Origin of the sequence: Streptomyces sp. NBC_01276 (assembly GCF_041435355.1) — a bacterium.
In the GTDB taxonomy this organism is placed as follows: domain Bacteria; phylum Actinomycetota; class Actinomycetes; order Streptomycetales; family Streptomycetaceae; genus Streptomyces.
In genome coordinates, this window is sequence record NZ_CP108443.1 from 438,135 (window position 1) to 452,323 (window position 14,189).

Annotated in this window: 9 protein-coding genes and 6 pseudogenes; 9 read left to right on the plus strand and 6 right to left on the minus strand. The window is 69.1% G+C overall.

Going from position 1 to position 14,189, the window contains the following annotated elements:
• Positions 1-158: 158 nt before the first annotated feature.
• Positions 159-1,607: a hypothetical protein gene (locus OG295_RS39320; RefSeq protein ID WP_331738663.1), complete on the minus strand. Its 1,449-nt coding sequence runs from the start codon at positions 1,605-1,607 to the stop codon at positions 159-161.
• 377 nt (positions 1,608-1,984) lie between these two features.
• Here OG295_RS39320 and OG295_RS39325 point away from each other — a divergent pair.
• A pseudogene (locus OG295_RS39325) lies at positions 1,985-2,494 on the plus strand (IS5/IS1182 family transposase); the annotation flags it as partial.
• A 130-nt stretch (positions 2,495-2,624) separates the two neighbouring features.
• Here the strand turns inward: OG295_RS39325 and OG295_RS39330 are convergent.
• Together OG295_RS39330 and OG295_RS39335 are read right to left on the minus strand one after the other, a co-directional pair.
• Entirely contained in the window at positions 2,625-2,807 is a 183-nt protein-coding gene (locus OG295_RS39330; protein WP_371681506.1) for a hypothetical protein, read from the minus strand.
• Positions 2,808-3,309: 502 nt separating this feature from the next.
• Positions 3,310-3,528, minus strand: a pseudogene (locus OG295_RS39335) (transposase); the annotation flags it as partial.
• Positions 3,529-4,133: 605 nt separating this feature from the next.
• Between OG295_RS39335 and OG295_RS39340 the strand changes: the two are divergent.
• Positions 4,134-4,305: pseudogene (locus OG295_RS39340) on the plus strand (transposase); the annotation flags it as partial.
• A gap of 19 nt (positions 4,306-4,324) precedes the next feature.
• Here OG295_RS39340 and OG295_RS39345 read toward each other — a convergent pair.
• A pseudogene (locus tag OG295_RS39345) lies at positions 4,325-4,465 on the minus strand (IS5/IS1182 family transposase); the annotation flags it as partial.
• A gap of 59 nt (positions 4,466-4,524) precedes the next feature.
• Between OG295_RS39345 and OG295_RS39350 the strand changes: the two are divergent.
• The 7 genes and pseudogenes from OG295_RS39350 to OG295_RS39380 form a co-directional block, all read left to right on the plus strand.
• Positions 4,525-4,721, plus strand: a pseudogene (locus tag OG295_RS39350) (GNAT family N-acetyltransferase); the annotation flags it as partial.
• A 270-nt stretch (positions 4,722-4,991) separates the two neighbouring features.
• Complete coding sequence (locus OG295_RS39355) at positions 4,992-6,179, plus strand: cytochrome P450 (RefSeq protein ID WP_331738667.1); 1,188 nt, start codon at positions 4,992-4,994, stop codon at positions 6,177-6,179.
• The gene (locus tag OG295_RS39360; RefSeq protein WP_331738669.1) at positions 6,176-6,388 is read left to right on the plus strand and encodes a ferredoxin; all 213 of its coding nucleotides are present in this window, start codon (positions 6,176-6,178) and stop codon (positions 6,386-6,388) included. The genes OG295_RS39355 and OG295_RS39360 overlap by 4 nt, the downstream gene beginning before the upstream one ends.
• A 407-nt stretch (positions 6,389-6,795) precedes the next feature.
• A pseudogene (locus OG295_RS39365) lies at positions 6,796-7,017 on the plus strand (MarR family transcriptional regulator); the annotation flags it as partial.
• A 1,160-nt stretch (positions 7,018-8,177) separates the two neighbouring features.
• Positions 8,178-11,216, plus strand: a complete 3,039-nt coding sequence (locus OG295_RS39370; RefSeq protein ID WP_371681507.1) for an NPCBM/NEW2 domain-containing protein — start codon at positions 8,178-8,180, stop codon at positions 11,214-11,216.
• 357 nt (positions 11,217-11,573) lie between these two features.
• A complete protein-coding gene (locus OG295_RS39375) occupies positions 11,574-11,735 on the plus strand; it encodes a hypothetical protein (protein WP_371681508.1) in 162 nt (53 codons plus the stop codon).
• Between the two features lie 91 nt (positions 11,736-11,826).
• The gene (locus OG295_RS39380) at positions 11,827-12,252 is read left to right on the plus strand and encodes a hypothetical protein (protein ID WP_331738675.1); all 426 of its coding nucleotides are present in this window, start codon (positions 11,827-11,829) and stop codon (positions 12,250-12,252) included.
• A gap of 513 nt (positions 12,253-12,765) precedes the next feature.
• Here the strand turns inward: OG295_RS39380 and OG295_RS39385 are convergent.
• On the minus strand, positions 12,766-12,993 hold the full coding sequence (locus OG295_RS39385; RefSeq protein WP_331738678.1) for a hypothetical protein: 228 nt from the start codon (positions 12,991-12,993) through the stop codon (positions 12,766-12,768).
• Between the two features lie 52 nt (positions 12,994-13,045).
• The gene (locus OG295_RS39390; protein ID WP_331738680.1) at positions 13,046-13,936 is read right to left on the minus strand and encodes a hypothetical protein; all 891 of its coding nucleotides are present in this window, start codon (positions 13,934-13,936) and stop codon (positions 13,046-13,048) included.
• Between the last annotated feature and the right edge of the window lie 253 nt (positions 13,937-14,189).

Sequence of the window (14,189 nt, forward strand, 5' to 3'; positions counted from 1 at the left end):
TCCGGGGCGGGTGGGCGGGCGCGGTGTCGCTGAGGGGAGGGTTCGATGCCCCACGCTGTAGCAACTGCAGCGCCGGGGCGGGTTGCCGGTAGTTGGGTGCCGTCCTTCCCCGGCCCGGTACGCGCGGGAGGGGAGGACGGCACCCGGGAGCATGGAGCTCAGGCGGTGGTGCGGCGACGGCGTCCGGTTCCGGCGACGAACGCGGCTCCCATGGAAAGTGCGATGCCTGCACCGCCGAGCGCCCAGGCGGTGGCGGCGTCGGTGCCGGTTTCGGCAAGCTGGCCGCTGCCAGTGGTGCTGCCGGGTCCACCGTGGTTCGTGTTGTCCGCCGGCTTGGCACCGCCATCAGGCTTGGTCTGGTTGCCGGTGCCGGTGCCGGTGCCGCCGTCGGGCTTGTTGCCGGTGTCCGGCTTTGGGGTGCCTCCGTCTGGCGCGGGCGTCTGGGCGGAACCCGCGGCGGTCACCTTGGACGCGTGGCTCACGTCCTCGGAGTGCACCGAGCCTTCACCCCACCCGTTCTGGCCGCTCGTGTGCAGGGAGATGTCGTGCGGGGAGGTCTTGGCGTCGAACTTCAGCCTGAGCTTGAGGTCGAAGGTTTCGTTCTTCTCGATGTCCACGGTGGCCAGCTCGTGGACCCAGACCTCCTCCGATCCGTCGGACAGGACCGGGTGCCAGGCCCAGACGCCCTTGGTGTCGGGAGCGTAGACCTCGAGCTTGATGTCGCCTTCCTTGAAGAAGCCGTCCTTCACCCAGAGGGCCAGGTCGAGCTGGTAGTCGTCGATCGCGGCATGCCCGGAGTTGTCGACGTGCAGCGAGAAATCGCTCCAGTCCGCGCCCGCCTTGAAGCCGGCCTGGGGCAGCCCCGTCAGGCCGAGCTTAGGACCGGTGAAGACGGGTACTTCCTGGCCGCCGCCCTCATTGGGCTTGGCTTCGCCGACTCGGCTGTCGAAGAAGGAGTAGCGGGAGACGACCTGACCGCCATCGTCCGTACCTTCGCCGCCGACGGAGATTTCGATCGGTGCGGCAGGGGTGTCGGCGGTGAAGCGGATCCGGAAGTCCACGGAGTAGGCCTGGCCCGGGGCGACGGACTTCTTGTCGGAGTCGATCTCGTAGTAGTTGCTGCCGCGGTCGAGCCGCAGGGTCGTGCGCTTCCACGTGCCGTCAGCCTGGCGGATCTCGGCCTGGAGGTGCTTGGCCTGGACGATGCCGTCGTACTGGGAGACGGTGACAGCGGCCACGAAGTCGTCGACCGGGAGTCCGCCCCGGTTGTCGACGTTCACCGTCAGATTCGTCCAGTCTCCACCGGGGGTGAAGCTCTTCGGAACCCCGGTCAGGGACACCGCAGGCCCGTTGTTGCGGTACCGCGGGCTCGCCACGGTCTGCTTCGCTTCCCCTGAACCCGCAGAAGGCGCCACCCTCTGTCCTGCCGGCGCCGCCTGCGGAGCGTCGTTTCGCGAACCGGACTGCGCGGTGTCCTGCGGATCGGTCTGCGGTGCCGTGTCCGGAACCGAAACGGCCGGCTTGTCCTGGGCCATGGCGGGTACTGCCAACGCCGTCGGCCCCACCACAGCAGCGGCCGCCACGACGGCCATGCGCTTGAGCTTCATGTCTTGGACCCCCTTGATGATTCCCGAATGCGATGACACATCCGGCCCACCCCAACATCTTTTTGAACTTGATCAGGTTAAGTGCTCAGTCCCCTTCGCAGTCGGGGAGAAAGTCACGAACCGGCATCGATCGCATCCGGGGGATGGCGCCCTCAAAGGTCACCGAGCCCAGGCGCGACCGAGACTTCATTCTCGGTGAAAACGAGTCCACCCAGGGCATCCCTGGCATACATCTCTCCAGCTGGATGCCCTCCTGGCGCGCGTGGTGATCGGGGAGCGGGTCCATGGGCGGGGGACACTGGCCGGTGGTCGCCTGGGTTCGCCGCGCAGGAATGGGCGGCGGGTCTGGATAGTGATCCGCAACTAGTCGATCATGCAGAAGAGTTGCGGATGCAACGCGCATGGCGACCACGGTCGTGGCACCTGGTGACCTGCTGCCGGACGAGCTCGGTCCGTTCCAGACCGCCCACAAGCGATTGATGCGGTGGGCCGTGGACGGCACGTGGGAACGGATTCTCGCCGCTGTTCTGCCAGCCGCCCATGCCGGCGATGACATCGGCTGGATGGTGTCGGTGGACTCCACCATCTACCGGGCCCACCAGCACGCAGCCGGAGCCAGGAGGCAGGTGACGCCCCAGCGTTCGAGGCCGTCATGGCTGGCATCCGCGTTCCGCGACCAAGTCGGTCACCGTCGACGGCGAGGCAGCGCCGGCGGTCGCCCGCCGACCTTCGACGCCGAGGCGTACAAGCCGCGCAACGGGGTCGAACGATGAGTCAACCGGCTCAAGCAATGGCGCGGTCTGGCCATGCGGACGGACAAGCTCGCCATCGCCTACCAGGCCGCACTCCGCCTCGCCGGCATCCTCATGTGGATCCGAGGATCCTGAACGCCGGCCTGAGGCGGCTGCGCCTTCCCCGTCTACATGCCTCGCGGTGGGCCGTAGTCGGCCCACGCACCTTCCCTGCTCAGTACGGCGATCCCGTCGGGCACGCCATGGACCTGTGGCGCCAAAAAGATCATGTGCTCCTGATCGTGCCCGCGAGGGGGATGAGGCCCTCGGCCGTGCCGAAGGTGATCTCCGGAAGGCCGAGGATGACACGGGGATCGACAGGGGACTCCACACCCACCCTCACCCGCTCCTCCTGCGACCACAGCTGGGACGTACGCCGCATCCATTGCGCCGAGGTCATGCCAACCATCGCTCGGACGGTCCAGGTAGAGGTGATGGTTGATCTGGCGGGCCCCGTACGCATCAGCGATCGCCTTGTAGTCCGCAGGCAGCGACCGTCCGAGCTCGCCTTCCAGGCGCAGCCAGGCCGCGGGGGTGGCGCCGTCGGCCTGCGGGTGGCCGAGCATGTCGATAGCGGCCTGCACGTAGTCGGTCACGGCGCCTCAAGAAAGGGGAGAAGGTGCAGGGCGCCCCATCATTCGACGCCTCTTGCGTCGTCCGGCTGCCAGGGTCTGGAAGGCAGGCATCTCATCGTGCACTCGTCGGGTGCGGTGCTGACCAGGAGGCAGAACCTAGTGCTGCTCCGCAGAAGTTCATGGAGAGGTTTTGATCAGGCGGCCTTGAGGGGGGGGTGCCTTCGTAGGTCCATCGGTAGGGCTTGGCGGTCTCGTTGTGCCCGATGACGTATGCCTCCAGCTTCTAGATCAGGTCGCCCCGGCTGGGGAAGTTGCCGTGCCGCAGGGCCCGGCGGGTCAGGGCGGAGAAGAACAGTTGGTGTGCTTGGCGGTGTGGGAGGAGCCGTTGTCGAGCATGACGTGGATCTCCTTGACAGGAGCGATCGCCCGGTCGAGTCGCTCCAGGAAGGCGGTGAAGGCCGCCGCGTTGTTGCGGGCGATCACCTCTGTGAGGACCTCACCGGTGCGCACGTCGAGAGCGGCGATGAGGGAGACGGTGCCGTGACGCCGGTACGCGAACTCCTGCCGGGCGGTTTACCGGGGCGTGCTGGACGACCGGGATGGCAGCGTGAACGGGCGGCGATGATCGGGGTCTTCTCGTCGATGGAGAGCACCACCGTTCCCTGCGGTGGATCGAGGTAGAGGGCGCACACCGCGGACGCTCGCAGCCAGAAGTCGGGGGTGTCCGGCGGGTGAGCCGGCCACGGACCTTGTGCGGGTTCAGGTCCAGACCGGCCAGGAGCCTGCCGACCTGGGAGGTGGAGAGCGACACGAAGCAGGCGCTGGCCACGTGCTGGGCGACGGCCCGGTGCGACCAGGTCGCCTCCGGGTGCGGCGGCTGTGGTCATGATCGCTATGCGGACCTCGGGCCCGTAGATCTTCGGCCGCCCCGACCGTTCGGCGTCCCGCAAGCCGTCCGGGCCCAGTGCGGCGATCCGCGCAGGATTCGCCTACGTGGCACCCGAGTTGCCCGGCGAGCAGAGCCTGCCGCTGTGCCGACTGCGTTTCACCGGCGTACTACATACCTGGGGCTTCGCCCTCTATCTGGCCAGCAACGACAGCTACCGGGACAACATCCTGTCCAGCGGACTGCCGGCCGGCTCCCCGGAGGAAGCCCTCGACTGCGCAGGCGACCTCTACCTCAACGCTCTCGCGCCGGCCATCCGGGTGCCGGCAGGACTCAGAAGGGCCAGTTGTATCTGCGGGGTCTGCTGCTGGACGGCCGGCGCAAGTCGATGCAGCCGATGGCCGAACGTCTATGGGGCTGACCATCAGCGGTTGCGGCAGTTCATGGCCGGTGCCCCGGTACCCGGTAGCCACCGTCCGCGATCACCGTCGTCCGGCCGACGGCTACGACGGGGCGGGTGCCGGCGTCGAGGACGACGTGGCGGTTGGTGGAGTAACGGTGATCCCTCGACCGCTCGGCGATGGCATCGCCGCGGTTGGGGACCAGGGCACGGGCGCTGGTGTGCGAGTGCCTGCGGCGTCCGGGCGGCTGGAGACAGGGTGCCCGAGGGGACGATCGACCTGCGGTTCACGGGAGAGGGCGTGGCTCCGGGCCGAGTGAACGTCGCCTACGGCCTCTGTCCGTCCTGGAGAGGCGGTGACCCGGCCACCCGCGCGGTCCTCCCGGCATCCCGGTACGCAGCCGCTGGGGCGCGCAGGAGGCGGTGATCCAGGTCGATCCGCAGAATCCCGCAGCCGCCCGCGGGCGCGCGGCCCGCAGGATGCACTCCGAGCGGGCAACCGCACAGCAACGACGCCGCGGGCTTCGACGGGTACATCCGGGACCTGCGTGAGCACCGTCTCGGCCACCCCCGTTGAGCAGGTGCGGCCACGGCGGGCTCCGGCCGGTGCTGCCACCGGAAACGGGTTCACCGGTACGTGGACCGGCCCCGCTTCAGCGCCACACAGCCGGTGCCGGTCACGCTGCGGGCGGCGGGTGTGCCGCCCGCCGCCCGTCTGCGTGAGGATGCCCGATGACCGAGCCCGTCGCGTTCCCCGAGGACCGCACCTGCCCCTACCACCCGCCGGCCGCCTACGACCCGCTCCGGGGCGGCGCCCCCCTCAAGCGGGTGACGTTCTTCGACGGCCGTTCGGTGTGGGCGGTGACCGGACACGCCGCCGCGAGGGCGCTGCTGGGGGACGCGCGGCTGTCCAGTGACAGCGAGAACGAGGCGTTCCCCGTGCCCTCCGAGCGCTACGTCGGGCTGCTGCGCCGACGCACGCCGCTGCTGGGCGTCGACGACCCCGAGCACAACCGCCAGCGCCGGCTCCTGATCCCGGGCTTCACGCTCAAGCGCACCCACGCGATGCGTCCGCGGATCCAGGAGATCGTCGACCAGCTGATCGACGACATGATCGCCAGGGGCCCGAAGGTGGAACTGGTGGGCGAATTCGCCCTGCCGATGCCGTCGAAGGTCATCTGCTCGATGCTCGGCGTGCCGTACGCGGACCACTCCTTCTTCGAGGAGCAGTCGCGCCGGCTGCTGCGCGGCCCCGAGCTGTCCGATGTGGAGGACGCGAGGGACCGGCTGGAGGACTACCTGCGGGCACTGATCGAGGCCAAGCAGGCGGAGCCGGGCGAGGGCATGCTCGACGACATCATCCGTGAGCAGACCGCCGTGGGCGAGTTCGACGCCGGGGAACTGGCGGGGCTGGCGTTCATCCTGCTCATCGCCGGCCACGAGACCACGGCCAACATGGTCTCGCTGGGCGCCTACACCCTGCTGGAGCACCCCGAGCGGCTGGCCGAGCTGCGGGCGGACCCCTCGCTCGTACCGACGGCCGTCGAGGAGCTGATGAGGTACCTGTCGATCGTCGAAGGCATGCTGCGCGTCGCCCGCGAGGACATCGAGATCGCGGGGGAGACGATCCGCAAGGACGACGGCGTGGTCTTCTCCCTCTCCCTCGTCAACCGCGACGAGAGCGTCTACCCCCACCCCGACGTGCTCGACTGGCAGCGCTCGGCGCGCCACCACATCGGATTCGGCTTCGGCATCCACCAGTGCCTCGGGCAGAACCTGGCCCGCGCGGAGATGGAGATCGCCCTGGGCACCCTGATCACCCGGCTTCCCGGGCTCCGGCTGGACGCTCCCGCGCAGGAGATCCCGTTCAAGCCGGGCGACACCATCCAGGGCATCGTCCAGCTCCCCGTGGCCTGGTGAGAGCCGTGCGTCCCGTCCACATCGCGATCGACACCGGCCGCTGCATCGGAGCGGGCCAGTGCGCCCTGACGGCCCCGGACGTGTTCACCCAGGGCGACAGCGGATTCAGCGAGGTGCTGTCCGGCCGGGAGGACGGCAACGGCAACCCCCTGGTGCGCGAAGCCGCACGGGCCTGCCCGGTCGCGGCCATCGCGGTCCGCCCCCGCTGAGAACGGCCTCCTCCCACGCACGGCGTACGCGGACGAGCGGCCCCCGGACCGGTACGTGGGCACGGCAACTGTCCGTGACGGCGGCCATCTTCGGAACGCACGCCGTGGGAGGCCGCACCCACCCGTCGCCTCGTGCACAAGTCGCTGGCCCGCCCCGCCCCGCCCCGGCCGCCGGCTCCGCGGGGATCGCGGCCATGGCCGCCGACATGACGGGAGCACCCGCACAGGTGCCCTCCGCCGCGGAGCCCTCACTGGCGCTCCGCCTGGACGGCGCGACCCGCACCGACGCGCGCACCGCCTCGTGGGACGACACGCCTGAGCTACCACCCCGACACCGGCCCGTCCTTGCGAACCGGTCCCACGCCACCCGTAGGCTCGTAACCCCGGTTCTCCGGGAATCAACCCGGGCGGATACTGCCGTGATCCGGGTGATGGAGGAGTCCAGCCTGGTCGAGCGGCGGGGCGACGCGTCCGACAAGCGGGTCACGCTGGTGTGCCTGACCGAAGCCGGCGCCTCCTACGTCCGGACGCGGCGCCAGGCGGGCGTCCACGCGTTCGAGCAGTTGATCGGCGAGCGCACCGGCGACGAGCTCGAGGCGCTGGTGGCGGCCGGTCGGGTCGTGGCGCACGACGCCGGAATCGCGAAGCGCACCGTCCTGATCGAGAAGCCCGGCGCGTCGTCGCCGACCGCAAGTACGGGCGCGCGCATGCCCCGTCTCGCGCATGCCCCGTCTCGCGCAGTCCCGCCGCAGCCCGGCCACGACTCCGAGCGCGCTGACGGTGGCCACGGGCGGCCACTCATCGACCAGGTGCCGCCGGCCGAGGCGGGTTCCCGGGCGGGGCGAGGGAGGCGAGAGCGGACGTGGGCTTCTCCTGACGGGTGCGTAGACGAGCCGACGAGCCTTACGGGCCAGAAGCTACCCATGCTTGTCACGGCATGCAATACAGCTGCGAAAATTTTCTGCAACCACGTCATTCACCTGGTGCAAGCCGACGGTTGGTCCAAGGCTGCTCGCGCTGCGGCAGGTGCGGTCACTCCGCCCCGGCTGCCTCGGAGGCGCAGATGTCCTCCGGGCGATTCGAGCCGCTGACCTGCAGATACGGCAGTCGCCGAGGCCGACGCCATCGGGTCCGGGGGCGTCGAGGCGACGCGCCCGGACCGGGATGCCCGGCCGGCGCGCGAGCGAAGCCGACGCGATCGACCTCAACGCAACCATTGACATCGCTCATCAAGAGGCAACACAGTTCAACTTCTTCCAACATGCCGTTCGATGAAAGGAGTTACGAGTCTCCCGCCGCGGAGTCCGTCGCGGTGGCCGCTGTTCCCTCTCCCGCGCCCCTTGGCACAGGCACCCCGAGGGTCGTGAGGAACCCCCTCGATGCCCGTGCTGCTCGTCGTCCCGATCCTTCCGGCCCCGCGATGGCGGACGCGAAGCAGCGGCGGCAGAACGCGAGCGCCCGCGTCCACGGCTCAGGTGACCTCGTCCGGCCAGAGGCACCCCGGCCGTGCTTCGGCATGGAAGCGATCGGAGGCGGTCGCACCGCACTCACGCTGACAGGGCTCCGGAGGCGCCCCGCCGCCCGGTCGGGTGACTTCCGGGACAACGTGATCGGCGGCATGCGCGAAAGCGCGTGGCCCGGACCGCCGACAGCCGCCGGGACTGCTCTGGCCCGGCATGTTCCACGCCGCCACGGACGGGCGGTCGACACTGGCCGCCCCCGAATGAAACACCCCCCCACTGGAGAGGACCAATCACACATGCGTCGACTCGCCTGTGTACTGTCCGCCGTGCTCGCAACAGCCGGCACCGCGATCGCCATCCCCAGCACTCCTGCGATGGCGGGGTCGCTGGCAGGGCCCTACGTATTCGAGATCGAGAACATGTCGCTGACCAATTTCGCGACAGAAACCGTGAACCACACCTGGAACGGCACATCGGTCGACAACGTCACCTATGCCCGGGGCACCTCAGGGCAGACGAGCACCGCCAGAACAACCTTCAGTGGCGCTGACGGAGACTACGACCTCATCACGCGCTACAACGGCAATGTGGCGAACGGAGTGACCTACAAGCTCTCCGTGAACTCCAACCCCGTGGATTCCTGGGCCACGTCCCAGCGGTACGGCCGTGACTACACCGACCCGATGAGCATCGACACGCGTACGTCGAGCAAAGTGGCGCTCAAGGCCGGTGACACCATCGAGCTGACGGCCACGTCCACCGGCGAGGTGCCGCGCGTCGACAGGATCACGGTCCAGAGATACGTGGGGGCGCCCACCAGCACCCTGACCCTGAATTCTCCGAACGCGACACTGAACGACGGCTTCAAATGGGGCAAGGACCGGGCCCTGGGCATGACGTTCTACCCGGGGAACCCGATGATGGGGCACGAACCCGAGTGGTGGCGCCTCAAGAATTCCACGCACACGACGGTGCAGCCCGGCTACTGGGGCGCTTACACCAACCGGGAGTCCTACTACAACCGCGACATCTCCCACCAGTCGGACGGCGCGCACGCGCTCGGCCTGGACGCCGAGACGTTCAACATGGTGAAGACGTTCGCCGCCGATGCCGACGATCCGGGTCAGAACGGCTGGCCGCTGTGGGCGCACAGCCCCTACGGAGCCATGTACTACATCGATGGCACCGGATTCCGGGAACTGCCGTCGCCGTTCAACCTGATGGCCAAGGCTTACAAGCAGTACCAGTGGACCGGGAACTCGGACTGGATCAACGATCCGACGCTTTCCGCGTACTACGATTCGACGATGGGGTCCTTCCTGGACGGCCACGAGGTGAAGTGGAACGACGCCGACCCGGCCCGCGAGCAGCCGGTTTCGAAGAAGCAGCCGGGGGAGTACACGGCGACCTACTTCGAGTTCCCGAACGAGAACCTCGTCTCCGCGGGCGATTCGCTCGGGTACCAGTACCAGTCGATGCTGGCCTATTCGGAGATCCTGAAGGCGAAGGGTGACAACGCCAACAGCACGAAGTGGGCCGATCGCGCGCAGCGGGTGCGTGACCAGTTCGAGAAGAACTGGTGGGACGCCTCGAACAACCGCTACATGCGTGGCAAGAACGCCGCCGGCACGGGATACAGCAGTTGGGGGCACGAAGCCAGCTTCCTGATGATGCTGACCGGGCTGGGCGACCACGGCCCCAGGACCGAGAGCTACCTCGACTTCATCGCCGCCAACGATGACGATCTCAACGTCGAGGCGACCTCCTACCTGCCGGAGATGTACTACCAGTACAACCGGTCCGCGGAGGGCTGGGCGTGGCTCAAGAAGCTCATGACCGGCAAGAACACCTACCCGGAGATCTCGTTCCTGGCGGTCAGCAGCGTCATCGACGGCATGATGGGAGTGCAGCCGGACGCCCCGAAGGACAAGGTGGCCACCATCTCGCGGCTGACGTCCGAGACGCCGTGGGCGGAGGTCGACCACATCAAGGTCGGTGACAACGACCTGAAGCTCAAGCACACCGGTACGACCGGTTCCACACTGACCAACAACTCCGGTGGCACCGTCAACTGGGAAGCCCAGTTCTACGGCACCCCCGCCAGCATCACCGTGAACGGCACCGCGTACACGCCGCAGACCAAGTCGCTGTACGGCAAGACCGTGTCCTACGTGACCGTGCCGGTGGCCGGGGGCGCGACGGTGACCGCGACCGCCGGGACCTCGGAGGTCGACACCGAGGCCCCCACGGCGCCGGCCGACCTCGCATCGAGCAACGTGACGTCGAACAGCGTGGACCTGAAGTGGACGGCCTCGACCGACAACGTCGGCGTGACCGGCTACAACATCTACCGCGGCACCACGCTCGTCGGCTCGTCGACGGGTACGAGCTTCACCGCGACGGGGCTGTCGGCCTCGACGCCCTACACGTTCACGGTGAAGGCGGTTGACGCCGCCGGGAATTCCTCCGGGGCCGGAAGTGCCGTCGACGTCACCACCGCCACCAGCGGAAACGGACAGACGGCCGATCTGAGCGATCTCACCTGGAGCGACGCGAGAAGCGACTTCGGTACCGTTCAGAAGGACAAGAGCGTCGACTCGAACCCCATCAAGCTGAACGGCACCGCGTACGCGAAGGGCATCGGCACGCACGCGAACAGCACGATCACCTACTCCCTGAACGGCGGCTACTCGCGGTTCCGGTCGGACATCGGTGTCGATGACGAGGTCGCGGCGAACGCGACGGTCAAGTTCGAGGTGTGGGGTGACGGCGTCAAGCTGTACGAGAGCCCGTCGGTGATGACGCCGTCGAGCGCCACGCAGTCCGTCGACGTCAGCGTTGCCGGTGTGAAGTCGCTGGTGCTGAAGGTGACGGACGCGGGTGACGGCATCAACAGCGACCACGCCGACTGGGCCGGCGCCAAGCTCATCGGGAACCCGCAGGCGCCGACGGCCCTGAGCGACCTGAACTGGACGGGTACGCCCACGGCCGGATCGGGCACCGTTCAGAAGGACAAGAGCGTCGACTCGAACCCCATCAAGCTGAACGGCACCGCGTACGCGAAGGGCATCGGCACGCACGCGAACAGCACGATCACCTACTCCCTGAACGGCGGCTACTCGCGGTTCCGGTCGGACATCGGTGTCGATGACGAGGTCGCGGCGAACGCGACGGTCAAGTTCGAGGTGTGGGGTGACGGCGTCAAGCTGTACGAGAGCCCGTCGGTGATGACGCCGTCGAGCGCCACGCAGTCCGTCGACGTCAGCGTTGCCGGTGTGAAGTCGCTGGTGCTGAAGGTGACGGACGCGGGTGACGGCATCAACAGCGACCACGCCGACTGGGCCGACGCCAAGCTGGTGCGGTAGCACCGACCCCCGGCCGACGGGAACCCTCCAGGTGACCCGTCGGCTCGGGGCCAGGGCACGCGCAACTCCGCAGTCGGGCGCGGGTGCCGCCCTGGGCCGTGGTTCGAACATGGCTGGATGCCCTTGACCCGCGTCGTGGTGATCTCGGCGTGGGGTGAGGGCGTCTTCTTTTGGACACAAGCGGATGGAATCGGATGGCTGGATCCCGTTCGGCGCGGGACGGTTCCCGTGGCGGTACCACGAGCGGCCCATCGCCCCTGACGGCTGAGGGACGGCGGCACTCCGCGTCGGCCGGTGTCCGCTGTCCACGGCCCGGAACGCTTTGCGATCACGGTCGATGTCCGGTGCTACGGGCTGGTGACGTACGACGCGGACACGGACGAGGACGCCCTGGGGCGCCGCGCCGCGAAGGAACAGCCGGCGAAGGACCGGCCGGCGAAGGACCGGGCTGCCGAGGACGTGGCCGCCGAGGGGTGTGCCGCGCAGGAGTCGGAGCCGCTCTCCACGCCCACCCCGTGACGAAACGGTCACATTCCCGTCATTCTCCGCGCACGTAGGCCGCGGAGGGTGGGGGGAGACCGGTACGCACGCGGCAGGTGAGGAGAACGAGATGAACAAGGGTGCGCGGCACGCGGCCGTCACCGCGGTCGTCGGCCTGGCGGCCGGGGCCCTGTCCGCCTGGATCGCGGTCGCGGGCGACGGGGACGGGCTGAACGTGACCGCGGCGAGTCGCTTCGCCTCCGGGTACGTGCCGTACGCGGCCGTCGTACTGCTGGTCTCGGCCACGGCACCGACGGCGGTGCACGCCGTCCTGCGCGCCGTGCTCTCCCAGCTGATCATGGTCTGGGGCTACTACACGTGGGGTCCGATGATCACCTTCGAGCGCACCCCCACGCAAGCCGCGCACTACGCGCGCGAGTGGGCCGCCGTCGCCGTCACGGCCGTCCCGGCGGCGGCCCTGGGCACGTACGCCCTGGCCCGCGGAGCCCGGCGGCTCGTCACGCCGCGCGCGGGCCGGGCCGGCGCGGTCAGCTAGGGAGTGTTCGGCGCCGGGTCCCTGGGCCGCCGCGTATGCGGGCGGTCGCCGGCTTCCGGCGGCGCACCCCGCGGGCGTCCCTGCTGCACGCGGAGTGTTCGTGCGGCTGGACGGGCCCGGAGCGCAGTCTCGGCTGGGAGCTGATCGAGGGAGAACGCCTGGAGGTGGCGGGGGATGGACAGGCGTCCGACTGCGAGCGGGACTGGGACGGCCACACCGTCCGGGTCGAGGCGAGCACCGTCCCGCTCCCGGAATCGGTGACGATCGCAGACGCGTGCCGTACCGGCCGTGGCCGGCCCCGGTTACAGCCTGTACGCCCGGCGCGCAGGCCCGCACCGAGGGGGACCGGTCGGTGCGCGCGGAGGCGTTCGACGCGATGGCGTCCCGGCCGGTGGGACCTCGCGGCCGCCGTACCTCCACCTGCGTCCGCGGTGACGACGACGGCCATCATCAGGACCAGCGCATCCCGACCTCGGACAGGGTCCCGCTTCGCCGCTGAACGTCCCGGTGCTCTCAGGGTTCGCCGTCTTCGCCCCCGGTTTCCGGGCTGCTTTGATCGTCCTGGTGATTCCGGCGATTCCGGCGGTTCTCGCGATCGGCCTCGTCGAGCTCTCGCATGCGGCGCTCGACGCCTTCCTTCAGGCTCTCCTGCTCCGGAGGCTCGGGCTTGGCCCCGGGCCGCTGGATCATCTCGCGCAGGCGATCCGCGCGCTCCTTGCGTTGCTGGGCGTCCTCACTCACGACGGCCTCCCTGGCAGGCGGGCCGAGGGCCGTCGGGGAACGATCGTCCTTCTCACTTCGCCTTCTTCCCCTTGGCCTTGTCCTTGGCCTTGAAGGCCTTCGCCGCCGGGTTCGCCCCCTTCAGCCGCTCGATCTGGGCGCGCCAATCGTCGGCCCGGGCGCCGGTGGATTCCTTGACGTGGGCCGTGAGGGTACGCGCGGCCAGGAAGGGCTTGGAGGAAGGGCCGCTGGCGGCCAGGCGGCTGACGGTCTTGGTCTGGGCGTCGATGGCCTCGCGGATGCTGCCGCTGCCCGACAGTTTGCCGAGTCTGCGGAACGTCGGCTCCTTGCCCTCGAACCAGGTCTGCTGCCACCACTCGCCCGTGGCCGCGTCCTCCCAGCTGATGTATCCGCCGCGCAGGATCGTCCGGGGCGCCGCGATGTGTCCGCCGAAGCTGTAGCGCGTGCCCGGGACGGTGACCGGATCGTAGAAGTGCGGGGTGAAGAAGTCGGAGACGAGCAGCCCGTTGACGGTGTAGCCGAACTCATCGGCCTCCGAGGGGTCGGCGACCTCGACGAGGAACCGGGCCTGTCCCTGCTCGGGGTGGGGAGACTTGCCGGACACCAGGCGGTTCCCGAACGGGTCGGCCAGCATTTCCAGCATCTCGTGGCTGGCGGTCAGCGACCAGCTGTCGCTGAACTCGATCAGGGAGAAGGGCTGGCCGTTCTCGTCCGTGTGGTACCCCGCCGCGTCAGGTACGTCGTCGACCACGATCAGCGGCCAGTACCCGACGGGAACGTCCTCCAGCCTGTCGAAGGCGTCCACCGTCGCGTTCACTTGCCACAGTGGTCCGAAGTCGCGAGTCGCCTGTTTCTGGAGCGCGGCGGCGACCCGGGTGATCTGTGAGGGGTTGATCTTGTTGATCTTGGTCTCGGACACGAGCGCGAGCTGGTTGATGAGCATGGTCGCGGCTGACCTTCCGTTTCGGGACAGCGGCGGCTCGGAACCACTCCGGCTCCCCACGGCCGCCAGTCTCGTCGAGCTTCACAGAGCGGCGGCCCGATGATGCGCGCACACGTCCGAACGCGGGGAGATTCCAGTCGAATGGCGGTTTACGAAAAGCGGTCCGCTCACGCGGGCGACCCCGTACCGGGTTGCCGCCCCCGCCCGCCACACCGCCGCGGGCTGTCGCGGCCCGGACGGCCGAATAGTCCCG

Excerpts from the sequence above, each read along its gene's own strand:
- OG295_RS39320 (WP_331738663.1), bottom strand. The coding sequence starts at position 1,607 with ATGAAGCTCAAGCGCATGGCCGTCGTGGCGGCCGCTGCTGTGGTGGGG.
- OG295_RS39380 (WP_331738675.1), top strand. The coding sequence starts at position 11,827 with ATGAACAAGGGTGCGCGGCACGCGGCCGTCACCGCGGTCGTCGGCCTG.
- OG295_RS39355 (WP_331738667.1), top strand. The coding sequence starts at position 4,992 with ATGACCGAGCCCGTCGCGTTCCCCGAGGACCGCACCTGCCCCTACCAC.
- OG295_RS39330 (WP_371681506.1), bottom strand. The coding sequence starts at position 2,807 with ATGGTTGGCATGACCTCGGCGCAATGGATGCGGCGTACGTCCCAGCTG.
- OG295_RS39390 (WP_331738680.1), bottom strand. The coding sequence starts at position 13,936 with ATGCTCATCAACCAGCTCGCGCTCGTGTCCGAGACCAAGATCAACAAG.